Genomic DNA, 24,273 nt, shown 5'->3' with positions numbered 1-24,273 from the left:
TCAGTTCGGTTCGGGCGCTTCGGTTTCGGCCTTTTGTTCCGGCTCGTTGAGTTCGATGCGACGCCACGGGCTGGTGGGGCGGGTCCACAGCCGCACCAGTTCCATTCGCCGGTCGACGCCGCCGTTCTTCAGTTCGGCGAGGTCCTCGGTGGCCTGCCAGTAGGTCCAGCCGGTGAGGTAGGCGTCGCCGAACTGGCGCCAGTTGCGGTAGCGGCGCTGCGCGGGGGCGAGGGCACGCATGCAGTATTCCCAGGCCACATCGGCATCGATATAGCCGGCGGTGAACGCCATGCGGGCCACCGCGACGACGCGGGCCAGGTCCCAGGCGTGGATGTCGTTGGGCAGCGGGCGCGAGAGGTGGTCGGTGAAGCCGATCTTGATGGCCTGGGCCCAGATGTCGTAGTCGCGGACCAGCGCCTCGGGGTTGTCCATCCCACGGAACGAGCCGACCTGGCGCAGGAAGGCGCGCTGCTTGTCGGCCCGCTCGCCGAAACGGTCGCGCTCGCTGGCATTGACCGAGGCCATCACCAGCGGATGCACCAGTGAGTACAGCGGTGCGTGCATGCCTTCGAGGAGCTGTTCCATCGAGGCGCGCGCTTCGGTGCCGTCGGTGATGCCCCATGCGCCGGTGAGGGTGTCGATGGCCAGTTCGCGGCGGTCGCCAAGCGGGTGTTCGCGTTCGGGGCCGAGCAACATGGCGTCGTGGAAGGCGTCCCAGCGGGTGGAGTAGAAGGCGCCGAGCGCGAGGGCGCGCAGTTCGTCGTCGCTCACGCCGGCGCCCGACCAGTGATCTTCTTCGCGCTCGTCCAGTTCCGGATAGGGAAAGGTGGTCAGCGCTGGTACTCCCCTGGCAGGCATGCGGCCGAGTCTAGTGCCGTGACCCCGATCACGGGCGGCCTGCGAATCTCGCGTGCGTCACGAGAATTTCAGATCACCTGTTTCTTCGCCTGTCGCGTCATGCTCACCGGGTCTATGGTTCTGACATGTGTAGAAATATCACCGTCTTGCGTGGTCTGGAGCCTGCCGCCACCGAGCAGGAGATCTACGCGGCCGCCTTGCAATATGTGCGCAAAGTCGGCGGCATCTCCGGCCTGAGCAGCGCCACCAAACCCGCCGTCGACAAGGCTGTCGCCGCCATCGCCGCGGCGACGACCGCCCTGCTCGAGGAGCTCCCCGACCGCCGGGTCCCGCCGCCCACCGAACCCCCACTGCGCCGGATCGCGGCCCGTGACGGCGCGGCGAGCGCCACCGACTAGACCCGCGAGCAACACTCCGAGGCCGCCGGGGTCGCCTCGGAATTCCGGCGTGTCCGTCGGTGAACCCCGACAGCCCCGCTTCCGTAGTCACCGGTATGGCACGCATCTTGATCGCCGTCGTCCCCATCTACGGACACGTCACCCCGATGATCCCGTTGGCGAAAGCACTCGCCGCGCGCGGTCACGACGTGCTGTGGAGCACCACCGAGACCTTCCGCGCGCAGGTCGAGGCGGCCGGGATCACGGTGGCCCGCACCGCGCACACCGAGGACATCCGGACCGATCGGGGCGAGTACGTCCCCGGCGGCGAGAAGCTGGAAGGCATCGCCGCGCTGCGCGTCGACCTGAAGTTCGGTTTCATCGACAACGCGCCCCGGCAGCTGCGCGACCTCCACGACGCCGCCGCCGAATTCCGCCCGGATCTCGTGCTCGCCGACACCGCCTGCCTGGCGGCCCGGCTGTTCTCCGAGGAGACCGGGACGCCGTTCGCCGTGCTCAATGTGGTGCCGATGGTGCTGACCAGCCGCGATACCGCGCCGTTCGGCCTGGCGCTCCCGCCGAGCGCGACCTTGCTCGGGCGGGTGCGCAATCGAGGTTTGCAGTGGCTCGTCGAGCACGTGGTGTTCCGGGATGTGCAGAAGCATTGGAACAAGACCCGCCGCAGCGTCGGGCTGGCGGACTCGGGCTGGCTGATGGACGCGCCGAAGTCGGCCGCGCTGTATCTCAACCCCTCGATTCCGAGTTTCGAGTACCCACGCAGCGACCTGCCCGAGTCGGTGCATTTCATCGGACCCGTTCCCGCGCCGCCGGTGGCGGACTGGACGCCGCCTGCGTGGTGGTCGGAGATGTTCACCGGCAGGCCGGTGGTGCACGTGACGCAGGGCACCATCGCCAATTCCGAGCCCGAACTCATCGCGCCTGCGATCGCGGCCCTCGCGGACGAGAACGTGCTCGTCGTCGTCTCGACCGGCGGCGCCGACCCCTCGGGCCTCGGTCTCGACGAGGTGCCCGCGAATGTGCGGGTGGAACGGTTCATCCCGTATGCCGAACTGCTGCCGCACGTGTCGGCGATGGTCACCAATGGTGGGTACGGCGGGGTGCAGCTCGCGCTGACCTACGGCGTGCCGCTGGTGGTCGCCGGGGCCACCGAGGACAAGCCGGAGGTGGCCGCCCGGGTCGCATGGTCGGGTGTCGGTGTGAATCTGAAATCGGCTGCGCCGCACCCGGATCGAATCCGGTTCGCTGTTCGTTCGGTACTCACCGAGCCGCGGTTCACCGCCCGCGCGGCCGAGTTGCGCGCGGAATACGCCGAGTACGACGCGCTGACGCTGGGCGTGGAACACATCGAACGGGTTGCCGGCGTGCCCGCGCTCGACTGACCCCGGATGGAGCCGGTTTCGGCTGCGGTGCGGTACTCGCGCCGCAGTCGGTTTCGTCGCCCCGAAACTTGTTTGTGACCAACATCACCCGCTCTGCGGTCGGGTGGTGCGCACCCGTGGTCAACGGCATCTTTCGGCGCGCGGTTCCGTGACGCGGCATGGGCCATATTCGGATATCCACTGTGAACGACGCCGCATTTACCCTGGTCAGACGCCCAGGTGAGCTGTCTACCCACTCGGCCGCGGGTTATCGCGAACAATTGACGATCCGATAGTGCAGCTCACCATGCCAGGCCATATGCTGTGCGTTACCAACCTGGTGACTGTTTTGATCCACTTCCGCGAACTTCCTTGCCCGTTTTGGCTGGATTTTCCCGACCGATTCTGATAGCAAGGTGCTATGGACCCGCATTTGCGCGATCTGCGGTATTTCGTCGCCGTCGCTGAGGAACTGCATTTCACCAACGCCGCACAGCGTTTGCACATCGCTCAGCCGACGCTGTCGCGCCAGATCCGCCAGCTCGAACGCCAGCTCGACGTGGTCCTGTTCGACCGCAACCAGCGCAGCGTCGCCCTCACCGTCGCCGGTAAGGAACTCCTCGAAGGCGCCCGCAAGATCCTCGAGCTGTGGGAGGTGACCAACGTGTCCCTCCAGGAAGCAGGCGAGGTGCTGCGCGTGGGAATCCAGTCCGCGCTCGGTCGTGGTCTGCTCAACGACCTCGAGAGCGCGAGCGGTCACCGCCTCGCCCTGCACGCCGCGTCGTGGAACGACCCGTCCAGCGGCCTCGCCGGTCGACAGGCCGACCTCTCGCTGGTGTGGCTGCCGCTGCCCGACCCCAACCGTTACCGCTGGCAGGTGCTGCGCACCGAGCCGCGCTGGGTGCTGCTGCCCGAAACACATCCGCTGGCCGAGCAGGACAGCATCGACTTCGCCGATCTGCTCGACGAGCCCTTCGTCGCCCTGCCCACCGAGGCAGGCGCGGTCCGCGACTTCTGGCTCGGCAACGACGCACGTGGCGGCAAGGCGGCCAAGATCGGCGCCGAGGCGGCCACCCCCGAGGACAAGCTGGAGGCCGTGAGCCTCGGCCTCGGCGTGTGCCTGCTGGCCGAGAACAATGTGCCGATGTATCGCTGGCCCGGGCTCACCGCACGGCCGGTCGCCGGTCTCACCCCGTGTGAGCTGGCCGTGGCGTGGCGGGCCGACGACACCCGCCCGACCATTCTGGAATTCGCCGCTCGCGCCGTCGCCGGTGGTTTCTCCGAGCCGACCCCGCAGCCGCAGCCGATCGCTGTCTGAGGGGCGCAGGCGCGCGTCAGCGCTCCTCAGCCGCGCATGGCCGGAGCGTTTCGCTCAATTCGACATTTCCAGTTGGGCGGCGAGGCCGAGCAAGGTCGCCTCGCTGCCCGGCGGGCCGACCAGTTGCGCCGCCAATGGCGTATGCGCCTCGGGATGGGTGCCCATCGGCAGTGACGCCGCCGGCCAGCCGAGCAGATTCCACAGACCGGTGAACGGCGCGTAGCGCACCGACGACACCACATTCGCGGCCCACCCGCGCCCACTCCACTGCTTGGCCTTGGGTGGCCGCGCGGCCAGCGTCGGGGTGATCACCACGTCGAAGTCCTCGAAGAATTCGAGCAGTCGAGCCTCGGTGCGATCGATCTGACTGGGACGGACCAGGCCGAGCCGCCGGATCACCCTGCCGATCGCCAGATGACGTTTGGTTCGCTGCTGGAGCAGTTCGGGGTGGGCGAGCGCGTCGGCGTCGGCCAGACCCGCGCTCGGCCAGCGCAGCAGCATCAACAGCGCCGCATCGCCGTAGGGCAGTTCCACCGGTTGCACCTCGTGCCCGGCCACTGCCGCGCGCGCACCCGCGGTGCGCGCTGCCGCCGTCCAGTGTCGATCCACTCGAACCAGCCGCGACGGCGGAGCCACGGCCAGTCCGATGCGTAGTCGCTGCGGTTTGCGTAGGTCGGCCAGATCGGAGCGGCCTGCCAGCACCGACAGCGCCAGCGCCGCGTCCGACACCGTCGTCGCCAGCACGCCGTTCTCGGCGAGTCCGGCCCAGGAATCGGCGCCGATCTGCGCGGGCACCACGTGTCTACCCGGCTTGATGCCGAACACTCCGCAGGCCGCGGCGGGCACCCGGATCGAGCCGAGTCCGTCGTTGCCGTGCGCGATCGGGACGAGTCCGGCGGCCACCGCCGCGGCCGCGCCACCGGAGGAACCGCCCGTCGACCGGCCGACATCGCGCGGATTGCGGGTGACACAACCGAGCGAATCGGTACTCGCCCACAAACCCAGTTCTGGCATGGCCGTCAACCCGACAACGATCGCGCCCGCGGCCCGCAACCTGGCCACCACCGGGTGATCGGCGGTTGCCGGTTCGGCCGAGGTGGCCGCCGAACCCACCCGCGTCGCCTCCCCCGCCACCGCGATGTTCTGCTTCACCGCCACCGGCACACCGGCCAGCGGAAGTTCGTCGAGGTCGGCTCTGGCGGCGAGTTCGCGCGCTTCGGCCCTTGCCTGCTCGGCGCGGACCACCGTGAAGGCGTTGATCTTGCGGTTCTCCGAGGCGATGCGGGCGAGCGCGTCGGCGGTGACGTCGGCGGGGGTGATGGTGCCCGCGCGAACCCGGGCGGCCAGTGCCGCGGCGGGGCCACCGATGGGGTATTCGTCGGCGGGCGGGCGGGGGGAATCCATCGTCACCTCAGCGTCCGTCACGCCGTCGTCGTCGACGGACTCCCATGCTACCGCTGTGAGGTCTTCGTTCATCTGCGGATTCGCCCCCGTCGCACGGTCGTCGAAATTCGGGTGATCGCTCTAGAGGCGCAAGTTATCATTTTCAGGACGGCTCTCCGGCGATGGCGGCGGGTGTGGCGAAATGAATTTCGCACCGATCCGCGCGAACCTTTAGGTCGGTTTAATGAGCGAGAACACCGGAAACGGGGACCATCCCGACGCGACTCCCGGTCGGGCCACGAATGTGCGCGTCGACATGGTCGAGGCGTTCGCCGCGGCGTGGGGTACGGCCGCCGGGCGTCCGCCCGAGATCGCCGAGTTCCTGCCCGACGCTGCTACCTTGCGCGCGCAGGCCTTGCACGAACTGATCAGGGTCGACCTGCGCCACCGCTGGCTGCATCACGCGAGCACCGACATCACCCGCAAACGGCTGACCCACTACTGCGCCGAGTTCCCCGAGCTCGAGCAGGCCGCGTTGCCCGCCGGGTTGGTCTTCGAGGAATTCGTCATCCGCAGGCACAGCGGCGAGCGCGTGGATCCGCGCGACTGCCTGCGCGAATATCCGGAGCAGGCGGCCAGTCTGCGCGGGCTGCTCAATACCGACGAGCTCGACCAGAGCACGCATCGTGCCGATGATTCCGACACCACGGTGAACCATTCCCCCGACTCGTTCCGTAGTACCCAGGTGACCAGTCCGCAGCTCGACCTCACCGCGACCGCCACCTCGGCCGCGACGGCCGCCGATTCGGTGCCCGGGGCGTTCGAGCCGCTCGACCGCATCGAGATCGGCCAGCGCATCGGCGATTTCGAACTGCTCACCGGGCTCGGTACGGGTGCTTTCGCGCGTGTCTTCCTGGCCAGGCAGACGTCGATGCAGCGCCTGGTCGCGGTGAAGATCTCCGCCGATCGCGGCACCGAACCACAAACCCTGGCGCAGCTCGATCACGACTACATCGTGCGCGTGTTCGACCAGCAGCTGCTCGACACCGACTCGGCGCCTTCGGCATCGCGGCGCCTACGCCTGCTCTACATGCAGTTCCTGCCCGGCGGCACCCTGCTCGGCCTGCTGCGCTGGGTACGCGAAACCCCACCCGCCGAGCGCAGCGGCAAACTGCTGCTCGACGCGGTGGACACGGCGATGGCCGAGAAGGGCGAGATCCGCCCGACCGATTCGAGCGTGCGCTCCGAGATCGCCGCGCTCAGCTGGCCGGAGACGGTGGCCTGGCTCGGTCGGCGGCTGGCCGAGGCGCTCGATTACGCGTCCTCGCACGGCGTGCTGCACCGTGATGTGAAACCGGCGAACGTACTGCTCACCGCCGAGGGCGTGCCCAAACTCGCCGACTTCAACATCAGCTTCAGCCGCACCGTCGCGGGGACCAGCCCGGTGGCCTATTTCGGCGGGTCGCTGTCGTACATGTCGCCCGAACAGCTCGAAGCCTGTCACCCGGGCTTGGGCCGCAGCGCCGCCGACCTCGACACCCGCGCCGACATCTACTCGCTCGGCGTGGTCCTGTGGGAACTGCTCACGGGTGCGAAACCGTTCGACGACAACACCGCCGAAGCCGAGGGTCGCGGCGACGAGACCACCCTCGAGTCGATGCTCGAACGGCGCACCGGCGGGGTCGATCCGGCCGCGCTGGACCGGGTTCCGGCGAACTGTCCCGCAGCATTGCGCCGGGTGCTGTTGACCTGCCTCGACCCGGATCGGTCGGGTCGTTGGGCCGATGGTGGGGTGCTGGCCAAGCAGTTCGATCTGTGCCTGGATGCTCGTGCTCGCGACCTCGTGGATCCGCCGCCGAACAGCTGGCGGATGGTGTGGCGCAAGTGGCCGCTGCTGGTCCTCGTGCTGGCGATCGGCATTCCGAACGGCCTCGCCTCCTGGTACAACATCCAGCACAATCAGAACCTGGTGGTCAGCCGCCTCAGCGAATCAGCCCAGCAGACCTTCATTCTCATCACCGCGGGCGTGAACCTGATCTTCTTCCCCGCGGGCGCCGCGCTGCTGATCTATCTGTCGCGCTTCGTCCTATGGGTGCCCGGTGGCCTGCGCAAGGGACGCCGTTACGACCCCGCCACCCTGCGCCGCGCCAGACAGGACACCCTGCGCCTCGGCGACCGCGCGGTGATCGTCGCCTTCTCGCTCTGGGCGCTGGCCGGCGTGACCTTCCCGATCGCACTGCAACTGGCCACCGGCAATGTGCCGAGCCGAGCCGTGGTCCATTTCCTCGCATCCCTGCTGGTCTGCGGTGCGATCGCCGTCGCGTACCCGTTCTTCCTTGTCACGTTCTACCTCGTCCGCTGCATCTACCCCGTCTTCCTCCGCCACGGCGAGATCAGCACCGACGACGGCACCTGGCTGCGCGCGCTGAGCCGCCGCTGCACCTGGTACCTCGCCGTCGCCGCCTCGGTCCCCCTGCTCGCCGTCGCGGGTGTCACTTTCCTGCCGCCCGGCGATATCCCGAACGTGATCGTCGCCGTCCGCGTCCTGTGCGTCGGCGGCATCATCGCCTTCATCGGCTCCTACCTGCTCTTCCGGGCCCTCGAAGCCGATTTGAAAGCTCTGGAACGCGTAGTCAGCTGAGTTCGGCGCGCGGATGAACTTCCGCGCGATCGCCCGCGTATCCCCCGTCGTGAGCTCGACAGTCATCACCGAGGCGACCCGCCCCTCGCCCGACCGCACCGCCACCATGCACCCCACCGCTCGGCGCGGGCTCGACCGGTTCGAGGTGGGCGAGCGCATCGGCGACTTCGAGCTGCTGACCGAACTCGGCGCGGGCGCGTTCGCGCGGGTGTTCCTCGCCCGGCAGCGGTCGATGCAGCGTCTGGTGGCGGTGAAGATCTCCGCCGACAGCGGCACCGAGCCACAAACCCTCGCCAAGCTCGACCACGACTACATCGTGCGCGTCTTCGATCAACTCGTCCTCGACCCGCCCGACGACGGCTCACCCCGGCTGCGCCTGCTCTACATGCAGTTCCTGCCCGGCGGCACCCTGCTCGGTCTGCTGCGCTGGGTCCGCGCCACCCCACCCGCCGAACGCACCGGCCAACTCCTCCTGGACGCGATCGACGCGGCCATGGCGGAGAAGGGCGAAATCCGGCCGACCGATTCGAGCGTCCGTCACGAGATCGCCGAACTGAGCTGGCCCGACACCGTCGCCTGGCTGGGCCGCCGCCTGGCAGCCGCGCTCGATCACGCGGCCGATCGCGGTGTGCTGCACCGTGATGTGAAACCGGCGAACGTGCTGCTCACGGCCGAGGGGGTGCCGAAGCTCGCCGATTTCAACATCAGTTTCAGCGAAACCGCCGGTACCAGCCCACTGTCGTATTTCGGTGGGTCGCTGGCGTACATGTCACCGGAGCAGCTGGAGGCCAGTCACCCCGGTCATCCGCGCAGCGCCGCCGATCTCGAAGCCCGCTCCGACCTTTTCTCGCTGGGCGTGCTGCTGTGGGAATTGCTCACCGGCACAAAGCCGTTCGACGACACCGGCGCCGACGACCCCGCCTGGGGTGACCAGACCCGACTGGAGGCGATGCTCACCTCACGCAGTGCGGGCGTGAGCATCGCTGCACTGCAACAACTTCCACCGAACTGTCCGCCCGCATTACGCCGAGTGTTGTTGCGCTGCTTGCAACCCGAGCGAACGGATCGCTGGCCCGACGGCACCGTCCTCGCCGAACAGTTCGATCTGTGTCTCGACCCGCGCAGCCGAAGCCTCGTCGACCCACCCGCCGATTCCTACCGACTTCGCCTGCGGCCCTTCATGATCGCCCTGATGGCGCTGGCCATCGCGGTGCCCAATGGGCTAGCCGTGAAATACAAGACCTGGCAGAACTCCGGCCTGATGGTGCAGCGCCTCGAGCCTGCCGCCCGCGAAGCGGTGCACATCGTCTCGGTGGTCACCAATGTGATCTCGTTCTCGCTCGGCGCGGTGATCCTCATCTATGTGTCCCGGCACGCGATTCTGGTACCGCGCGCTCTGCGGGCCGGACGTCGCGTGAGCGCCCGCGAATTAGGGCTCAGCGGAAGGCAATCGCTGTATCTGGGTGACCGGGCCGCGGTTGTCGCCGTGCTGTTCTGGGTCACCGCCGCCGCGATCCTGCCCACCACGGTGAAGGTCAGCACCGGTCACCTGGACACCCGCACCACAGCGCAATTTCTGATTTCGAACGCCATCGGTTGCGCCGTTGCGGTGACCTACGCGTTCTTCCTCATCACCGTTTACATGCTCCGCTGCGTCTACCCGATCGTCCTGCAGCAGGGCCACCGGTTCCACACCGACGCCGCAGCGCTGCGCGGACTCCGGCAGCGCTGCGGCTGGTATCTGGCGGTCGCGGCGTCCATCCCACTGATCGCGATGGTCGCGATCACGATGCTGCCCACCGAGGACCTACTGCCGACCCTGATCTCGCTGCGCGTGGTCTACCTCGGCAGCGTGCTGGCCTTCCTCGGTTCGTACGCCCTGTTCCGCGCGATCGAAGCCGACATCCGAGCACTGATCAGGGTCGTCGATCCCCCGGCGGGAACTACGAGTAGACGGCTGGGTTAAGAGTGCCGATGTACGGGAGGTCGCGGTAGCGCTCGGCGTAGTCGAGGCCGTAGCCGACGACGAATTCGTTGGGGATGTCGAAGCCCACGTGGGCGACGTCGACGGGGGTGCGCAGGGCGTCTGGCTTGCGGAGCAGGGTGACTACTTCCAGCGAGGCCGGGTTGCGGGTGGACAGGTTGCGCTTGAGCCAGGACAGGGTCAGACCCGAGTCGATGATGTCCTCGACGATCAGGACGTTGCGGCCCGCGATGTCCTTGTCCAGGTCCTTCATGATCCGCACCACGCCCGAGGACGAGGTGGACGAGCCGTAGGACGACACGGCCATGAATTCCAGCTGGGTGGGGATCGGCAGGGCCCTGGCGAAGTCGGTCATGAAGAAGATCGCGCCCTTGAGGACGCAGATCAGCAGGAGGTCACCTTCGGGGGAATCGGGCGGGTACCGCTTGGCGACGAGCTCGGCCAGTTCCTCGATCTTGGCTTTGATCTCGTCTTCGGTGATCAGCACCGATGCGATGTCGTCTCCGTACACGGAAGTGGGTGTCCCTTCGTGGCATCAAATGCGCGGCTGTGCTCGCACCGCCAGCGTGCCACGTTCGCGCGTCACGACCAACCTGTGGTCCCTTGTGCCGCCCCCGACGGCCACTCCGCCCTGCCCGTGCCAATTGCTCACCAACTCGTCGATTGCCTGTAAATGGGCGTTAACGAGCCCGGTGACGCCCTGATCCGCCAGCCACGCGCGTACTGCCCTGCGACGCAGTGCGGCGGGCGCAGTGGCCAGGATCTCGATCGATAGTGCGGGCCGATGGATGTCGTCGAACCCACCGCGCCGTCGATCCGAGGTCGAGTCGGGGCAACGGGGCGATGAGTCGGCGGGCCGCTCGGTGGTCGCGTCGGACTCCTCCAAGGATCGCCGCTCGGTGGTCGACTCCGCACCCGCGACGACATCGACGGAATCAGCCGGATCGCCAGTGCGTGCGGCCCGCAGCAGGGTGTCGGCGTAACCGTCGAGCACCGCACCGTCTTCGCGCAATTGGTCGGCGGTGCGGGCGAGTGCCTGCGCCACGCCGCCGCCCAGGACGTCTTCGAGTAGCGGCAGCAACTCGTCGCGCACGCGAACCCGGGTGTAGCTGGGGTCGGTGTTGTGCGGGTCGTGCCAGGGTTCGATGCCCATATCCGCGCACATCCGCACCGTCTGCGCCCGCCGCACCCCGAGCAACGGCCGCCCCCACGGCGCTTTCCACGCCACCATCCCCTGAATCGACCGCCCGCCCGACCCTCGTGCCAAACCGAGCAACACCGTCTCGGCCTGATCGTCGAGGGTGTGCCCGAGCAACACCGGCCGCCCGTCCCGCACCGACTCCAACGCCGCGTACCGAGCCACCCGAGCCGCCGCTTCCACACCCCCGGCCCGCCCCACATCAACGGGCACAACCACCGCCCCCACACACCCGAGCCCCATCGCCTGCGCGACCGCCCGATCGGCCACCTCCCCAGAACCTTCCTGCAATCGATGATCGACCACCACCGCCGTCACCGGCCCCGCCTCGACAACTGCGGCAGCCACCAAAGCCAGCGAATCAGCCCCACCGGACAACCCCACAACCACCGGCCCACGCCCACCCCGCGCCGCCACCCACTCCCGCACACCCCGCCGCACAGCCAGCACCGCCGCCGTCTCCGGCAGCCGCACACCGCCCGGTTCCTTCATCTGTGCAGGCTACCCAGCGCAAAGAACCCCCGGGAGCACATGGGCAACTCACCGGGAACGAGCTGTACCGACAGAGCCAGTGATGCCTGCGCTCGGCCGCCGCTCACCGGCGGGCACGGGTGGTCCGCCCCCTGCGGAGTCTTGCCGCGTCCCCCACTCCCGGATACCCCAGTCGCGGGGGGCGGGCAAGCTAGAGCACTCGGCGAATCCACCGCTCGGGCTCATCGATCTCGTCCAGCAGCGGCAGGGTGTCCGCGTTCGTCCACACCGTGTTGAACTCCGCGACCCCCACCCGCTCGACCACCGCGTCGACGAACTTCTTCCCCCGCACGTACTGCGCGACCTTCGCGTCCACCCCGAGCAACGCCCGCAGCAGCCGCTGAATCGGATTCGAAGGCCGCTGCCTGCGCCGATCGAAGGCCGCCCGAATATCGGCGACGGTCGGGACCACGGCGGGCCCGACAGCGTCCATCACATGGTCCGCGTGCCCTTCCAGCAGCGTCCCGAGCATCAGCAGCCGGTCGAGTGCCTCCCGCTGCGGCGGCGCCTGGGCCGCACGCAACAACCCGACCACGCCCCGAGAGTTCGGATCATCGGCCTGATCACCGTTGCGCCGAGCCCGCACCTCACCGAGCAACCGGGTGAGCATCTCGCTCATCGGTTCCTCGCCGACCTCGCTCAAGATGTCCACGTTGGAGCGCATGTACCCGGCGAGCCAGGGCGCCGACGAGAACTGCACCCGGTGCGTCACCTCGTGCAGGCACACCCACAACCGGAAGTCGCTGGGATCGACGCCGAGCGCACGTTCGACGCCCAGAATATTGGGCGCGACCAGCAGCAAGGTGCCGTCCTCACCGGTGAACGGGTCGTACTGCCCGAGTATCGCGGTGGACAGAAACGCCAGCATCGTCCCGACCTGCACCCCCGCAGGCTTGCCGACGAACTTGCCGCCATCAGCGGATTCGGTCCCGGTGAGTACCGCCATCGAATCGGTGGCCGCCGAGATCCACCCCGGCCGGTCGACGATCCGCGCCTCCGGCACCGGCCGATCGTCGAGCAGCCCGCTGACCTCACGCACCGGCAGTTCGGCCAGTACCGAGGCCGACGCCAGCTCGGCGACGACCTGTTCGGCCGTCTGCCTGGATACGCGCGGCCCGGCGGGCGCGAGCAGCGCCCCGGTGCGCGCGGCCAGCCGCCAGTCCACTGCCCCGCTGAACCCGGAACTCTTGCGCTCGGTCTTGCCGGTCATTACCACCCGCTCTCTACGAGCAACCGCAGTTGCGCAGGGCACCAGCCACCGCGTCCAGGGCCGGTCTGCTCACCTCGGGCGGCCGGTCGTTGGACATCAGGGCGAAGGTGAGTACCCGTCCGTCGCGGTCGAGTACATATCCCACCAACGCGCTGGCCACGCTCAGAGTTCCGGTCTTGGCGCGCACCCAGCCCGCGCCCTGCCGGTTCTGGGTGACGAACCGCGGCGCGAGCGTGCCGGTGCCGCCCGCGACGGGCAGGTCGTCCAGCAACGGCGCGAGAGCTGCTGCGCGCGGGTCGTTTTCGGGCCGGGCTTGCGTTCCGGCGGGCACCACAGCCCCGTTTCCGGTCGGCTTCGCCGCGGTCGCGATGATCGATTCGAGAAGTTTCGGCGGTACCCGATCGTCGACGGACAGCCCGCTGTTGTCGGCCAAATGCAGTCCGGTGACATCGAACCCGGCCGCCGACAGCGCCGCCGTCGTTGCCGCCACCGCCCCGGCGAACGAGGCAGGCTGTCCCGAGGCGATCGCCAGTTCCCGCCCGATGGTCTCGGCCAGCACATTGTCGGAGTGAATCATCATGTCGTGCAGTCGAACTCGCAGTGGCGCCGATTCGACCTTCGCGATCTGCGCGCCGTTCTGCGCGGCCTGACCAACCCGCACCGCGCCGGGATCGATCCCCAGTTCAGCAGCCAGCGCACGGCCGGCGTCGAGCGCGGGAGTGGATGTACGCGGGGAGTAGTCGACCGAGAATTCGGCGCGGCCACTGTCGATCATGATCGGTTCGATCGGCGTGATCGAGCCTTCGGGAACGTCGATCGGATCCCAGCCCGAGGCCATCGTCGGGCCCGAGTACAGCGAGGTGTCGACCACGATCGCGTTCGCCTGCTTGCCCGCGGCCCGCACCTGCGCGGCCAGGTCGGAGATCTTGGCACCGTCGGTGAAGTAGCCGCCGTCGGCCTGCAGGGTCAGCGTCGGATCGCCACCGGCGACCAGCACCAGCTCACCGGGCGCACCGGCGAGCACCTTCGTGGCCACCCTCTGATCATCGGGCAACGTCAGCAATGCGGCCGCGACCAGCATGATCTTCGCCGTCGAGGACGGAATCATCGCCTTGGTCGGCTCCTGACTCCACAGCACCGTCCCGCTGCCCGGATCGCTCACCTGACCGGCGAACGCGCCGAGATCAGGATTGCCGACCACGGGAGCGAGCGCCGCGGCGATCCCCGCCACCGTCGGCGCAGGCGCGTCCGATCGGGCGGGCGCCACCTCGGGGAACACCTGGCCGGTGTCCGGCGGCGGCGCCACGGTGAGCCCGCCGTGCCGGAACTCCGGCGTCCACGGCTGCGCGATCGCGGCGAATCCACCCGCGATCACCAGTAGCGCCACGACCACCGCCGATAACCAGATCCAGCGGGACCTGCGACGCCCCTGCGCCGGAGATCCCGGATTACTGCCGTCTGTCACGACCGTGTCTCCCTATAACGCCGCCCGACACGCCTCGACTGCGCGACTTCGCCCCGCCTGCCGCGTCGGTGTACCAGCACACCACACTATCCTCGTTGCGCAACGGTTCCCCAGAACGATCTGGCGATTCGGCACACAAGCACTCGAACGAACAAGGAGATGGCGTGGAGTTCGACGTCACCATCGAGATTCCCAAGGGTTCTCGGAACAAGTACGAGGTCGATCACGAGAGCGGCCGGGTGAAGCTCGACCGGTACCTGTACACCTCCATGGGCTACCCGGCCGACTACGGCTTCATCGAGAACACGCTCGGCGAGGACGGCGACCCGCTGGACGCGCTGGTGCTGCTGCCCGAGTCGGTGTTCCCCGGCGTGATCGTCGAGGCCCGCCCGGTGGGCGTGTACCGCATGACCGACGAGGCAGGCGGCGACGACAAGGTGCTGTGCGTTCCCGCGGGCGACCCGCGCTGGGACCACATCCAGGACCTGGGCGACGTCTCGGAGTTCGAACTGTCGGCGATCAAGCACTTCTTCGAGCGCTACAAGGATCTCGAGCCCGGCAAGTACGTGCAGGGTTCGGAGTGGCTGGGCCGCGCCGAGGCCGAGAAGATCATCGACGAGTCCTTCGCTCGCCTGAAGGAATCCGGCCACTGAGCTGGTTCTTTATGAAAAACGGGAAGTCCGAAGGGTTTTCGGACTTCCCGTTTTGCTGTCAGTACCAGATGTAGAGGTCCCAGCCGTCCCAGCTCTCCGTGCACTCCCAGTAGTACCCACCGGTGTAGGGGTCCTCGCCTGCCGCGCGGCACTGGTAGAGCTCGTAGTAGGTGCCGTAGTAGGTCCCGTACGGTGCGGCGGCGGCACTGCCCGCCCCGACCGCCGACACCCCGGCGACGGTCGCGACGGCCAGCAGTGCGGCGGCGATGGTGGATTTGATGCGCATGTTGTCTCTCCTGATGCGTGCAATATCGACTTCTCGAAGTTATTGCGGCGCACAGGTTTAGACAGCCACCCCTAGGGGTAGGTTCAACCTCCCCTAGGGCGACTCACCTTGCCCACCCTTTTCGGCGGCTTTGGCATCGCCCGCAGCCTGGATGCCGCTCGACATCCGCAGCGGAACTTCCTTCCAGAACAACACCAGCAGCAACGCGATCAGCGCGACACCGGCCGCGACGAGGAACACCGTCGACATCGAGTCGGCGAAGCCCACCTGGAACGGTTTGGCCAGTTCGGGGTCGAGTTGCTGGATGATCGAGCTGTCCTGCAGTACCTGACCGGCAGCCGAAGTGTCATGTGCGAGAAGACCCTTCGCCAGCGCGGCATCGACGGGGTTCGCGCTCTGCGCTCCTTCGATCACGGCCTGCTGGTAGGCCGGATCCTTGGCCGATTGCTGCATTTCGGCGGTGATGTTCGGGGCGAGCAGCGAGAACAGGATCGACAGGAACACCGCGGCACCGAGGGTGCCACCGATCTGGCGGAAGAAGGTCGCCGACGCCGTCGAGACGCCCATATCCTTGGGCGGCAACGCATTCTGCAGTGCCAGGGTCAGCGGCTGCATGAGATTGCCGAGGCCGAAACCGGTGGTCGCCATGAACAGCATCGCCAGCCACAGCGGGCTGTCCGCGTCGAGCAGGTGCAGCAGAAACAGTCCGAGGGGCAGCATGATCGCGCCGATCACCGGGAAGGCCCGGTAGCGACCGGTTTTGGAGATCAGTCGACCCGACAGGATCGAACCGATCATCAGCCCGAGCACCATCGGCAGCATCTGCAGACCGGCCTCGGTCGGCCCCGCACCGCGCACCACCTGCAGGTATTGCGGCAGCAGCAACATGCCGCCGAACATCGCCGCGCCGACGACGAACGAAATCACCACGCCCAGTGCGAAAGTCACGTTGTTGAAGATCCGCAGTGGGATCAAAGCCGCGTCGCCCATGAACTTCTCGACCGCGACGAAAGCGACCAGACCGATCGCGCCGATCGCGTAGCAAAGGAGCGAACCCGTACTGCCCCAACCCCATACGCGACCCTGCTCGGCCACGATCAGCAGCGGGACGAGTCCGATCGCGAGCACCATCGCGCCCGCGAAGTCGATGCGGTGGGTGGCGTGCGGCTTGCGCGGCAGGTGCAATACCCGGGTCACCACCACCAGGGCGAGCAGCCCCAGCGGCACGTTCACCAGAAACACCCAGCGCCAGCCGGTGATGCCGAAGATGGTGTCCTGCCCGGCCAGCAGGCCGCCGAGCACCGGCCCGAGCACACTCGAAATGCCGAATACCGCAAGGAAATAGCCCTGGTAGCGGGCGCGTTCGCGGGGGCCGATGATGTCGCCCATGATGGCCAGCGCCAGCGACATGAGCCCGCCCGCGCCGAGTCCCTGGAAAGCACGGAAAGCAGCCAGCTGATACATCGAGGTGGCCAGCGTGCACAGCAGCGAACCGATGATGAACAGTCCGATTGCCGTGAGGAAGAACGGCTTTCGGCCGAACATGTCCGAAAGCTTGCCGTACAGCGGGGTACTGATCGTCGCGGTGATCAGGTAGGCGGTAGTCGCCCAGGCCTGCAGCGAGTAGCCGTCGAGGTCGTCGGCGATGGTGCGGATCGACGTCGACACGATCGTCTGATCGAGCGAGGCCAGCAGCATGCCGAGCATCAGCCCCGACAGGATGGTGAGGATCTGGCGGTGAGTGAAACCCACGGGGGATTCCACCGGGGCGGCGGTTGTGGTCACGAGTTCTCCGTATTGCTCAGCGCGGGCGGCCTGGTGAGCAGGACCGGGCGGGCCGCGTCGTAGTCCTCGACGAACCGGGTCAGCAGCGCGGCGAAGTGCGCGCGGTCCTGCGCGGGCCAGTCCTCGGTGATGATGGCGATCGATTCCCGTCGTCGCGCCCGGATCCGATCGGCGGTCTCGCGGCCGTGGTCGGTCACCTCGAGCACGGTGGCGCGCCCGTCGTCGGGGTCGGCGACGCGCACCACCAGGCCGCGCTCCACCAGTTGCGCGACCTGCCTGCTCACCGTCGACGCGTCCGAGTGCACCGCCTCGGCGAGCGCGCCCGAGCGCATCGGCCCGTCGCACACCAGCCGGAACAGCACCACGAAGCCCGCCGGGTCGATCCCCGAACGGTCCTTGATCTGGGCCATCGCCCGGTCTCGCAGCCGGTGCAAGCGCACGAGCTGGATCGCGATCGCGTCGATCGCGGGTTCGGTCTCACTCAATCGGGTCAACCTTTACTTGCATCAATCAATTAGTTGCGTGATGCAAGTATGTGGGCAGAACGGTCGCCGGGGCAACCGTTTGAACTACCTTTACTCGCCCTTGAACTGCGGCGCGCGCTTCTGGAACACCGCCGTGATCGCCTCGGTGAGGTCCTTCGACGGCAGGAACGCCGAGTTCCACGTCGACACATACCGCAGACCCTCGGCCACCGCCGGGCTGGTCCGCTGCTCGAGCACGTCCTTGATGCCCTGCACCACCAGCGGCGGGTTGCCCGCGATCTCGCGCGCCATCGCGTGCGCGGCGGCCAGCACGGCCTCCTGATCGTCGAACACCTCGTTCACCAGCCCCATCCGCTCGGCCCGCGCCGCGTCGATGTCCTTGGCCGTGAACGCCAACTCCCGCAGATTGCCCTCGCCGATGATCCCCGGCAGCCGCTGCAGCGACCCGATGTCGGCCACGATCGCCACCTTCGCCTCACGCAGGCTGAACTTCGCATCCGCGCTGGCCAGCCGAATATCAGCGGCCGCGATCAAGTCGAGCCCACCACCGATGCACCACCCCGAGATCGCCGCGATCACCGGCTTGGTGCACTCGGCCAGCGCCGTCACCGAGGCCTGCATCCGCCGGATCTCCTTGAGGAACTCCGTACGCGGCGCCGCCTTCGCGTCGTCGGCCAGCACCGGCGCCAGCGTCCCCGCGGTCGCGGCCAGGTCGAGCCCGTAGGAGAAATGCTTCCCCGACCCCGTGAGCACCACCGCCCGCACCTGCGGATCAGCGTCGAGCTCAGCGAAGACCTCCGGCAGCTCCCGCCAGAAATCAGGACCCATCGCATTGCCCTTACCCGGCCCCGTCAAGGTCACCTGGGCAACGTTGTCGGCAATCTCGACGGCAAAGGCCTTCCATTCACTCATCCGCCGATTATCGCCTGCCTCGATCCGCGCCGACCCCGACCCCCGCAGCAACAACCCGCGACCGCACACCCCAGATCCGCCATGCCCGCACTACCAACCCCCACGACCCGACCTCGAGGAGGGTCCCGCCGCGCAGCGGCGGTAGCGGCCCGGCCGCGAGTTAGCCGCCGTTGCGCATGCGCGAAGCGCGAGCAACGGCGGCTAACTCGCGGCCCCTCGGGGGCCGCGCTCGAGTTCGCCAGAACTCCAGTAACACAGCACATTTCCGGCAATCCACTTACTCTGGATAACATGCGCAGGTCGTCATTGCCGCCGGTCGCATGCCGGGTCGCGGAAACTCTCATCGCCCGCGGGCATCACGGCGTCATCGTCTGCCCCGAGACGCCGACCCCCACCGCGGCCGACGCCGCCCGCGCCATGGGCGCCCAACCCACCGCCATCCTCACCGCCCAGGTCTTCCTCCTCGACGACGACCCGGTCCTGCTCCTGGTAGCCGACCACCACCGCGTGAACCTGACCCGCACCGGCAACCGCCTCGAAGGCACCCTCACCCCCGCCCCCACCGCCCTGGTCGAACGCATCACCGGCCAACCCATCGACGGCACCGCCCCCCTCGGCCACCCCACCAACCTCCCCACCTGGGTGGACACCGCCCTCGCCGCCCACCCCGAGATCTGGGCAGCAGGCGGTCACCCGAACACCGTGTTCCGCACCAACTTCCGCGAACTGGTCCGCATCACCGCAGGCCTACCGATCGACATCGACTGATACGTCTGCACGGACGAAGTGGATCAAACGGACACAGTGGGCGCGGGCGTGAGTGGACGGCGGGCGTAAGTTGGGGGCGGTGGGCGATGTGCAACCTTCTGAGACCGGGCTCGTGGTCCCCGACGATCTGAGCGGGATCACCGCTGAGCAGTATCGGGCCTCCATGCGGCACTACCCGGCCGGCGTCACCGTAGTGACCCTCGGCGCGGAGAGCGGCCCGGTGGGATTCACCGCCACCTCCTTCGCCTCCCTCTCCCTGGAACCACCGCTGGTCTCGTTCAACATCGCGCACACCTCATCGAGCATCGACGCCCTACGCGCCGCCGATTCGGTGGTCATCCACTTCCTCGGCGAGCACCAACGCCACATCGCCCACCGCTTCTCCCGCACCGCCGCCGACCGCTTCACCGACCGCTCCCTGTGGACCACCCTCGACACCGGCGAACCGGTCCTGCACGGCACCCCCATCTGGCTGCGCACCACCATCCACAAACTCATCGACCTCGGCGACCACACCCTGGCCGTAGGCCTGGTAACCCGAGTCCACGACCAAACCGAAGACTCCCCCTCAGCAGCCCCTTTGCTGTACTACAACGGCAAATACCACCGCCCGACCGCCCTCGATACCTGATCGAACAGGCAAACCGCGCTCGAGGGCTAGTGTTGATCCGGTGAGCGAGGCATACGACTGGTCGTGGTTGCGCGGCGGTGTCCCGGGAATCGACCTGGACACCTATCTTGCGATGCCGGAAGACCTCTCTCGGGTGATCGAGGTCAAAGACGGCTTGGTCGTGCACTGCGACTCACCATCGCCGAATCACATCGCCATCGCCGACGCGATCAAACAGTCTCTGCGGGAAGCGATCCGGAAGCGCGATTCCGGTCAACCGTGTCTGAAGGCCAGCGGCGAACTCGACATGCTGGTCTCCGAGGTCCCGTTCAACTTCCGCCGCCCCGACGCCATCGTGTATCGCTGCGTCGAAGACCCCCGCGACAAGTGGAAGACCAAGCCGACCGCGGGCGACGCTCTCCTGGTCGTCGAGGTGGTCTCACCAGCGACTGTCACCGCCGATTGTGTGGACAAGCGAGCGGAATACGCGCGACTCGGCATCGAGCAGTACTGGATCGTCCGCATGGAGAACAACGCCGGCCGCGTGAAGTCCATCGAAATCCTGCGCCTCAATACCGCAGGCGTCTACATCTCAGCCGAGACCCGCTTCCGTTCCCACAACCCCATCGCGATCGCCATCGCTGATCCGCTCGATGTCACCATCACCTGGGACGCCCTCGACGCGGACCTCGACTGAATCCGGCCTGATGTGCGAGTTCCGCGTAACCGGCGTCTTCCCGGTCAGCTTCAAACCGAACCCGTCCATAACCGGTGACGCGATCGGCGTATTCAAGGTCGGTGCCGCTGTCGAACTCCGACGAGCAGACGAGGTCGTCGCCCACGGCACGCTACAAGCGGTCGAACTCCTCTGCCCCCGAGCCAAAATCGCACTCACCTTCTCGGACACGATCTCCCAGCACGTCCGCTCCGGCGACGTCATTCATTCGACATAACCACACCCTAAGTCGTACAATATTCCGTACGACTACCGAGTGAGGCTCCGATGACTGCACTACCGATCTCCAACGCGCGCCAGAACCTGTTCAAGCTGGTCAAGCAGGTCAACGACGACCATGACACGGTCACGGTCGTCACCAAATCAGGCGAGAACGCGGTGCTGGTCTCCGAGGCCGATTGGAACTCCATCCAAGAGACCCTGTACGTACTGTCCACCCACGGCGGCGTCCGGCTGCTCGAGTCGGCACGAGACGCGCGTGACGGGAAGTTCGAGGCCCGCGAGCTGATCGATCCCGATGCCTGACCGCAAACTAGCGTTCAGCGCCTACGGATGGGAGACCTACACTTCCTGGCTCGCCAGGGACCGCACCGTCCTGAAGGCTGCCAACAAGGTCATCGCCGCAGCTCTCGCCAACCCTTTCGAGGGCATCGGCAAGCCTGAACCGCTGAAGCATCAGCTTGCTGGGAACTGGTCACGCCGGATCACCAGGGAACACCGAATGATCTACTACGTCACCGATTCCGAAATAGTGGTCATCGCTGTCGGTGGCCATTACGACGAGTAGTCGATCCCTACCCGATCAAGCAAGGGGCAGCGCCATCGGGGGAGGCGGCGGTGAGGGGGCGGGTTTCGGGGGTGGGGTTCCAGTGGCCGTCGGTGGCGGCATAGGTCCAGGTGGGGCCGTTGGCGACCAGGGTAGCGAGGGCGTTGATCAGGCGGTCTACGTCGGCGGCGGTGGTGCCGAGGCCGATGCTGGCGCGCAGGGCGGCGTCGAGGCCGAGGCTCGCGAGGAGGGGGTGGGCGCAGAAGCGGCCGTCGCGGACGCCGATGGCGTGTTCGGCCGACAGGTAGGCGGCTACCTGGCCGGGGGCGTAGTCGGCGATGGTGAAGGCGACGATGCCGACGCAGTCGGGGCTGTCGGACCAGATGGTGACCAGGTCGACGCCGGGGATCGCGGACAGGCCGTCGCGGAGACGATCGGCCAGGAAGCGTTCGTGCGCAACGAGTTCGGCGGGATCGATGGCGGCGAGTGCGTCACAGGCTGCGGCAATCGCGGCCGCGCCCAACACATTCGGCGAACCGCCCTCATGCCGCTGCGGCGCGCAAGCCCATTCGACTTCCGACACACCGACATTGCGCACCGCACCACCACCGGCCAAGTACGGCGCACCCTGGTCCAGCCAGTCGCGCCGACCGACGAGCACACCCGAGCCGAACGGCGCGTACAGCTTGTGCCCGGAGAACGCGAGGTAGTCGATCCCGGTCTCGCGCAAGGAAATCCGTCGATGCGGAGCCAGCTGCGCGGCGTCGACGAGAATCCGCGCACCACACAGGTGGGCGATGGTTGCGAGCCGTTCCAGCGGCAGCACCTCACCGGTGACGTTGGATGCCCCGGTCACCGCGAGCAGCGCGGCCGGCCTGCTGCACAACTCGGCGACGACCCGCTGAATCGTCTCCTCGACGGTCGCACCGGCCCGCACCACCCGGCGACCGTTCTCGGTCCACGGCAGGAAGTTGGCGTGGTGTTCGATGTCGAGCACCACCGTCTCCCCCGGTACGCACCCGGCCAGCAGGTTCAGCGAATCGGTGGTGTTGCGGGTGAACACGACCACCTGGTCGTCGGCGGCATCGAGGAACCGGGCCACCGATCCACGCGAGGCCTCGTAGCACTCGGTCGAGATCCGCGAGGCGTACCCCGCACCGCGGTGCACGCTGGCGTAGAACGGCAGCAGCTGCGAAATCCGGTCGGTGACCTGCTTCAACGCGGGCGCACTCGCGGCGTAGTCGAAGTTGGCGTAGGAGCTGGTGCCGCCCTGCACGAGCGGAACCTGCAGGTCGGCTCCGGTTACGGCGGCGATGGCACAGGTGGGGTCGATTACAGCAGTCATGACGAAATCCCGTCGGCTCAGGGACCCGCTCCACAAGAGTTGGCCCGCGCTTGCCGCGCCCAATTCGGACGTCAGCCTGGTCGTCACCCGGAGCACCCCACCGCGGAGGAGGGTTGCCGACCAGCAAGCCGGGGCTGAACGCTGGTACTCGTGACCTGCAACGAGAGTGACAGACGACCGCCGGACCTGTCAACCACCCCCGTTCGCGAGGCACGCCCGACGCGGCGGGAATCGCCCATGAGGGGGGCTGGCGGAACTAGCATCCGACGAAGGGAATTGCTGCGCTGAGGGCGCGGCAGATCAATGTGGCGCTGCTTTCAATATGACGCTGTGGGTGGGGTCCGATGTCAAACCGGTACACAAGGGGTGAACTTTGCCCGTGATGGACGTCGTACGATCGAGTGAAGCGAAAACAGTCCACGTATCAGATCGGAAGAAGACCATGTCACACGCCTTGAGCTCCACTTCGGCGGACGTGAGCGCTGATCTGCCCGAGGAATTCGTCCACCTGGCCAGGTTGGCGTTGGCGGGGCGTGAGCAGGATGTCGCGATGTTCGTGCGGCGGGCCGCGCGGCGACACCGGCATGCAAGTCCCGAGTTGGCCGATGCGTTGATCGCGCTGCTGCGCCAGAACCCCACTCGCGCCAATCCCCTTCGCGCTGAGGTGGATACGCCGATTCCGGTGGACGGCGACAGTCGGCTGCCGTTGGTTCGGGTGATCGCACCCGGCGCCACTGTGGAAGTGCCGATCCTGGCCGCCGAGACCTACGACGTGCTCACCCAGATCGTCGACGAGCGCAAGCAGGCCGACCGGCTGGCTGCCGCCGACCTCACCCCGGCGCGCAGCCTGCTGTTCGTCGGCCCGCCCGGCGTCGGCAAGACGATGGCCGCGGCGTGGCTGGCCCATCAGCTGGAGCTGCCGCTGGTGGTCCTCGACCTGGCGACCATCATGAGCAGCCTGCTCGGCAAAACCGGCACCAATCTGCGCCACGCCATCGACTATGCCAAGCAGCGGCCGTGCGTGCTGCTGCTCGACGAACTCGACGCCATCGCCAAACGGCGCGACGACGATCGCGACGTGGGCGAGCTGAAGCGCCTGGTCACCGTGCTGCTGCAGCAGATCGACGACTGGCCGACCGGTGCGGGCCTCGTCATCGGCGCGACCAACCATGCCGACCTGCTCGACCCGGCCGTGTGGCGACGTTTCGACGTGAGCGTGGAGTTCGCGCTGCCCGAGGCCGAGCAACGCTGCGAGGCGATCCGCCGGTTCGCCGGACAGCCACTGCCCGACGGTGCGGTGGATGCGGTCGCGCTCGCATCGAAAGGGTTGTCGTTCAACGATATCGAGCGCACGATGCTGCGTTTGCGCAGACGTTGCGTGCTCGAGGACCAGCTACTGCCCGGCTTGATGGCCGAGCATTCCGCGCGACTAGTAGCTGAACTTCCCAAAACGGATCGGTTACGGCTCGCCCAGACGCTGACGGGCGTGTCAGGCTTGTCTCAGCGGCAGATCAGTGCGCTCACGGGGGTCTCGCGTGACACCATCCGTGGCTTCACACATCGACGGGAATAACGTGGCAGCT

23 protein-coding genes and 1 riboswitch are annotated in these 24,273 nt (G+C 67.6%); of the genes, 12 read left to right on the top strand and 11 right to left on the bottom strand.

Annotated features, from left to right (window positions below):
• Entirely contained in the window at nt 1-858 is an 858-nt protein-coding gene (locus ACFWUP_RS26650) for a DUF1266 domain-containing protein (protein WP_379238709.1), read from the bottom strand.
• Nucleotides 859-983: 125 nt separating this feature from the next.
• Between ACFWUP_RS26650 and ACFWUP_RS26645 the strand changes: the two genes are divergently transcribed.
• From ACFWUP_RS26645 to ACFWUP_RS26635, 3 genes are all read left to right on the top strand, one after another.
• Nucleotides 984-1,256, top strand: coding sequence for a DUF2277 domain-containing protein (locus ACFWUP_RS26645; RefSeq protein ID WP_379238708.1), 273 nt, complete (start codon nt 984-986; stop codon nt 1,254-1,256).
• A gap of 95 nt (nt 1,257-1,351) precedes the next feature.
• Nucleotides 1,352-2,635, top strand: coding sequence for a nucleotide disphospho-sugar-binding domain-containing protein (locus ACFWUP_RS26640; protein ID WP_379238707.1), 1,284 nt, complete (start codon nt 1,352-1,354; stop codon nt 2,633-2,635).
• Nucleotides 2,636-3,035: 400 nt separating this feature from the next.
• Nucleotides 3,036-3,932 (top strand): LysR family transcriptional regulator, encoded by an 897-nt coding sequence (locus ACFWUP_RS26635; RefSeq protein WP_379238706.1) that lies wholly within the window; start codon nt 3,036-3,038, stop codon nt 3,930-3,932.
• Between the two features lie 54 nt (nt 3,933-3,986).
• Here ACFWUP_RS26635 and ACFWUP_RS26630 read toward each other — a convergent pair whose 3' ends face one another.
• The gene (locus ACFWUP_RS26630) at nt 3,987-5,336 is read right to left on the bottom strand and encodes an amidase (protein ID WP_379238731.1); all 1,350 of its coding nucleotides are present in this window, start codon (nt 5,334-5,336) and stop codon (nt 3,987-3,989) included.
• Nucleotides 5,337-5,559: 223 nt separating this feature from the next.
• Between ACFWUP_RS26630 and ACFWUP_RS26625 the strand changes: the two genes are divergently transcribed.
• Complete coding sequence (locus ACFWUP_RS26625; protein ID WP_379238705.1) at nt 5,560-7,956, top strand: serine/threonine-protein kinase; 2,397 nt, start codon at nt 5,560-5,562, stop codon at nt 7,954-7,956.
• Between the two features lie 49 nt (nt 7,957-8,005).
• Nucleotides 8,006-9,922 carry a serine/threonine-protein kinase gene (locus ACFWUP_RS26620; protein WP_379238704.1) on the top strand — a complete coding sequence of 639 codons (1,917 nt, stop codon included), beginning with the start codon at nt 8,006-8,008 and terminating at the stop codon, nt 9,920-9,922.
• On the opposite strand, the gene hpt is transcribed toward ACFWUP_RS26620, so the two are convergent.
• The 4 genes from hpt to dacB form a co-directional block, all read right to left on the bottom strand.
• The gene (gene hpt / locus ACFWUP_RS26615) at nt 9,900-10,451 is read right to left on the bottom strand and encodes a hypoxanthine phosphoribosyltransferase (protein WP_101464749.1); all 552 of its coding nucleotides are present in this window, start codon (nt 10,449-10,451) and stop codon (nt 9,900-9,902) included. The two genes, ACFWUP_RS26620 and hpt, sit on opposite strands and share 23 nt — an antisense overlap.
• Nucleotides 10,452-10,475: 24 nt before the next feature.
• Nucleotides 10,476-11,630 (bottom strand): tRNA lysidine(34) synthetase TilS, encoded by a 1,155-nt coding sequence (gene tilS / locus ACFWUP_RS26610; RefSeq protein ID WP_379238703.1) that lies wholly within the window; start codon nt 11,628-11,630, stop codon nt 10,476-10,478.
• A gap of 190 nt (nt 11,631-11,820) precedes the next feature.
• Nucleotides 11,821-12,879, bottom strand: coding sequence for a zinc-dependent metalloprotease (locus ACFWUP_RS26605; RefSeq protein WP_379238702.1), 1,059 nt, complete (start codon nt 12,877-12,879; stop codon nt 11,821-11,823).
• 13 nt (nt 12,880-12,892) lie between these two features.
• A complete protein-coding gene (gene dacB / locus ACFWUP_RS26600; RefSeq protein ID WP_379238701.1) occupies nt 12,893-14,344 on the bottom strand; it encodes a D-alanyl-D-alanine carboxypeptidase/D-alanyl-D-alanine-endopeptidase in 1,452 nt (483 codons plus the stop codon).
• Between the two features lie 164 nt (nt 14,345-14,508).
• Here dacB and ACFWUP_RS26595 point away from each other — a divergent pair, with 164 nt between their 5' ends.
• Nucleotides 14,509-14,997 carry an inorganic diphosphatase gene (locus tag ACFWUP_RS26595; RefSeq protein ID WP_101464753.1) on the top strand — a complete coding sequence of 163 codons (489 nt, stop codon included), beginning with the start codon at nt 14,509-14,511 and terminating at the stop codon, nt 14,995-14,997.
• Between the two features lie 58 nt (nt 14,998-15,055).
• Here the strand turns inward: ACFWUP_RS26595 and ACFWUP_RS26590 are convergent, their stop codons facing one another.
• The 4 genes from ACFWUP_RS26590 to ACFWUP_RS26575 all read right to left on the bottom strand — a co-directional run bounded on the left by ACFWUP_RS26590 (nt 15,056) and on the right by ACFWUP_RS26575 (nt 18,465).
• Nucleotides 15,056-15,283 carry a hypothetical protein gene (locus ACFWUP_RS26590; protein WP_378631491.1) on the bottom strand — a complete coding sequence of 76 codons (228 nt, stop codon included), beginning with the start codon at nt 15,281-15,283 and terminating at the stop codon, nt 15,056-15,058.
• Between the two features lie 93 nt (nt 15,284-15,376).
• Entirely contained in the window at nt 15,377-17,068 is a 1,692-nt protein-coding gene (locus ACFWUP_RS26585; protein WP_379238700.1) for a DHA2 family efflux MFS transporter permease subunit, read from the bottom strand.
• The gene (locus tag ACFWUP_RS26580) at nt 17,065-17,553 is read right to left on the bottom strand and encodes a MarR family winged helix-turn-helix transcriptional regulator (RefSeq protein WP_379238699.1); all 489 of its coding nucleotides are present in this window, start codon (nt 17,551-17,553) and stop codon (nt 17,065-17,067) included. The genes ACFWUP_RS26585 and ACFWUP_RS26580 overlap by 4 nt, the downstream gene beginning before the upstream one ends.
• 90 nt (nt 17,554-17,643) lie before the next feature.
• Entirely contained in the window at nt 17,644-18,465 is an 822-nt protein-coding gene (locus tag ACFWUP_RS26575; RefSeq protein ID WP_379238698.1) for a crotonase/enoyl-CoA hydratase family protein, read from the bottom strand.
• A gap of 291 nt (nt 18,466-18,756) precedes the next feature.
• Here ACFWUP_RS26575 and ACFWUP_RS26570 point away from each other — a divergent pair, with 291 nt between their 5' ends.
• The 5 genes from ACFWUP_RS26570 (at nt 18,757) to ACFWUP_RS26550 (ending at nt 21,366) form a co-directional block, all read left to right on the top strand.
• The gene (locus tag ACFWUP_RS26570; RefSeq protein WP_379238697.1) at nt 18,757-19,233 is read left to right on the top strand and encodes a YbaK/EbsC family protein; all 477 of its coding nucleotides are present in this window, start codon (nt 18,757-18,759) and stop codon (nt 19,231-19,233) included.
• 163 nt (nt 19,234-19,396) lie between these two features.
• Nucleotides 19,397-19,864 (top strand): flavin reductase family protein, encoded by a 468-nt coding sequence (locus tag ACFWUP_RS26565; RefSeq protein WP_379238730.1) that lies wholly within the window; start codon nt 19,397-19,399, stop codon nt 19,862-19,864.
• Between the two features lie 40 nt (nt 19,865-19,904).
• Complete coding sequence (locus tag ACFWUP_RS26560; RefSeq protein WP_379238696.1) at nt 19,905-20,540, top strand: Uma2 family endonuclease; 636 nt, start codon at nt 19,905-19,907, stop codon at nt 20,538-20,540.
• Nucleotides 20,541-20,846: 306 nt separating this feature from the next.
• Nucleotides 20,847-21,104, top strand: a complete 258-nt coding sequence (locus ACFWUP_RS26555; RefSeq protein ID WP_379238695.1) for a type II toxin-antitoxin system Phd/YefM family antitoxin — start codon at nt 20,847-20,849, stop codon at nt 21,102-21,104.
• Nucleotides 21,097-21,366, top strand: coding sequence for a Txe/YoeB family addiction module toxin (locus ACFWUP_RS26550; protein WP_379238694.1), 270 nt, complete (start codon nt 21,097-21,099; stop codon nt 21,364-21,366). Before ACFWUP_RS26555 ends, ACFWUP_RS26550 begins: the two co-directional genes overlap by 8 nt.
• A 7-nt stretch (nt 21,367-21,373) precedes the next feature.
• Here ACFWUP_RS26550 and ACFWUP_RS26545 read toward each other — a convergent pair whose 3' ends face one another.
• A complete protein-coding gene (locus ACFWUP_RS26545) occupies nt 21,374-22,690 on the bottom strand; it encodes an aminotransferase class V-fold PLP-dependent enzyme (protein ID WP_379238693.1) in 1,317 nt (438 codons plus the stop codon).
• 41 nt (nt 22,691-22,731) lie between these two features.
• A riboswitch (SAM riboswitch) is annotated at nt 22,732-22,846 on the bottom strand.
• A gap of 286 nt (nt 22,847-23,132) precedes the next feature.
• Between ACFWUP_RS26545 and ACFWUP_RS26540 the strand changes: the two genes are divergently transcribed.
• Nucleotides 23,133-24,263, top strand: a complete 1,131-nt coding sequence (locus ACFWUP_RS26540) for an AAA family ATPase (protein ID WP_379238692.1) — start codon at nt 23,133-23,135, stop codon at nt 24,261-24,263.
• The last annotated feature ends 10 nt before the right edge of the window (nt 24,264-24,273 follow it).

This window comes from Nocardia sp. NPDC058658, from assembly GCF_042716665.1.
Taxonomy (GTDB): Bacteria; Actinomycetota; Actinomycetes; order Mycobacteriales; family Mycobacteriaceae; genus Nocardia.
The sequence above is the reverse complement of the archived record's forward strand: the minus strand, read 5'-3'. Positions and strand labels throughout refer to the sequence as shown.

Excerpts from the sequence above, each read along its gene's own strand:
- ACFWUP_RS26640 (WP_379238707.1), top strand. The coding sequence starts at position 1,352 with ATGGCACGCATCTTGATCGCCGTCGTCCCCATCTACGGACACGTCACC.
- ACFWUP_RS26550 (WP_379238694.1), top strand. The coding sequence starts at position 21,097 with ATGCCTGACCGCAAACTAGCGTTCAGCGCCTACGGATGGGAGACCTAC.
- ACFWUP_RS26635 (WP_379238706.1), top strand. The coding sequence starts at position 3,036 with ATGGACCCGCATTTGCGCGATCTGCGGTATTTCGTCGCCGTCGCTGAG.
- ACFWUP_RS26565 (WP_379238730.1), top strand. The coding sequence starts at position 19,397 with ATGCGGCACTACCCGGCCGGCGTCACCGTAGTGACCCTCGGCGCGGAG.
- ACFWUP_RS26540 (WP_379238692.1), top strand. The coding sequence starts at position 23,133 with ATGTCACACGCCTTGAGCTCCACTTCGGCGGACGTGAGCGCTGATCTG.
- ACFWUP_RS26590 (WP_378631491.1), bottom strand. The coding sequence starts at position 15,283 with ATGCGCATCAAATCCACCATCGCCGCCGCACTGCTGGCCGTCGCGACC.
- ACFWUP_RS26645 (WP_379238708.1), top strand. The coding sequence starts at position 984 with ATGTGTAGAAATATCACCGTCTTGCGTGGTCTGGAGCCTGCCGCCACC.
- ACFWUP_RS26555 (WP_379238695.1), top strand. The coding sequence starts at position 20,847 with ATGACTGCACTACCGATCTCCAACGCGCGCCAGAACCTGTTCAAGCTG.
- ACFWUP_RS26545 (WP_379238693.1), bottom strand. The coding sequence starts at position 22,690 with ATGACTGCTGTAATCGACCCCACCTGTGCCATCGCCGCCGTAACCGGA.
- ACFWUP_RS26605 (WP_379238702.1), bottom strand. The coding sequence starts at position 12,879 with ATGACCGGCAAGACCGAGCGCAAGAGTTCCGGGTTCAGCGGGGCAGTG.
- ACFWUP_RS26650 (WP_379238709.1), bottom strand. The coding sequence starts at position 858 with ATGCCTGCCAGGGGAGTACCAGCGCTGACCACCTTTCCCTATCCGGAA.
- ACFWUP_RS26630 (WP_379238731.1), bottom strand. The coding sequence starts at position 5,336 with ATGGATTCCCCCCGCCCGCCCGCCGACGAATACCCCATCGGTGGCCCC.
- ACFWUP_RS26570 (WP_379238697.1), top strand. The coding sequence starts at position 18,757 with ATGCGCAGGTCGTCATTGCCGCCGGTCGCATGCCGGGTCGCGGAAACT.
- tilS (WP_379238703.1), bottom strand. The coding sequence starts at position 11,630 with ATGAAGGAACCGGGCGGTGTGCGGCTGCCGGAGACGGCGGCGGTGCTG.
- ACFWUP_RS26575 (WP_379238698.1), bottom strand. The coding sequence starts at position 18,465 with ATGAGTGAATGGAAGGCCTTTGCCGTCGAGATTGCCGACAACGTTGCC.
- ACFWUP_RS26625 (WP_379238705.1), top strand. The coding sequence starts at position 5,560 with ATGAGCGAGAACACCGGAAACGGGGACCATCCCGACGCGACTCCCGGT.